This window comes from Crenobacter sp. CS_VA4, assembly GCF_055597485.1.
Window position 1 is genome coordinate 1 of the sequence record NZ_JBVMAE010000080.1, and the last position, 792, is coordinate 792.

The following is a 792-nucleotide window of genomic DNA, read 5'->3' on the forward strand; positions in this document are numbered from 1 at the left end:
TGCTCGGCCTGGATCAGGTGCTGGAGCCAGCTATCCAGCGTTTCCAGACCCGCACTGGAGGTGGATTGCCGCATCTCTGCATAAGTGGCCGCCATGCCATGCAACTTCAGCGCTTTCAGTTCGGTGTGGAGGTCGAGTTTCATCTCAGGCCCCCACACTGCGATGCAATTGATCGTAGCGACTGCTGTCCGCCAGCGGCGGCTCGGCAACCTGTAACGGCGTGTCCAGGGCTTCCGGCTTCGGCGGAGCCTGGAGCCTCGCCAAGACATTGAGCACATGTTCCGCATTGATGGCCCCCGATTCCAGCGCCACGTCGATGGCGAGCCGCACTGCATCCAGTCCGTGTGACGGGATATAGCCCAGCACTTTAGCCATGACTCGGTCACCGCCACTACGACGTAGCAGCGCTTGCTGCAACTGGCGCAAGGGGGCAGGCATTTCATCGAATGGCGCCCCATTGCGCAACACGCCGGGCTTCTGCTCCACCAAGGGCAGGTAGTGCAACCAGTCGTAGAAGGTGCGGCTGCGATCAAATGACCGAACGTGACTGGCGACGGCTTCCTGTTCGGCATAGATCACGAGGCGTTCCGGGTAGAGCCGCAGGCTGACCATCTGGTTGGCCAGATGGCAGGGCACCGAATAGCGGTTGCGCTGGAAGGTGACCAAGCAAGTGCTGGAGACCCGTGCCAGGACTTCGATATAGCCGTCAAAGGCACCGGGGAACGGCATCATCTGCAACTGCTCGTCCTGCAGCAATTCAGCCAGCGTCAGTTCCGGGTAATCGGGATGGAC

Annotated in this window: 1 protein-coding gene; it reads right to left on the bottom strand. The window is 60.9% G+C overall.

What is annotated here, in order from left to right; all coding sequences use genetic code 11:
• Positions 1-144: 144 nt before the first annotated feature.
• Positions 145-792 (bottom strand): Mu transposase domain-containing protein (locus ACZ2IA_RS22780; protein ID WP_470294871.1); only part of this gene is annotated, 648 nt, incomplete at its 5' end.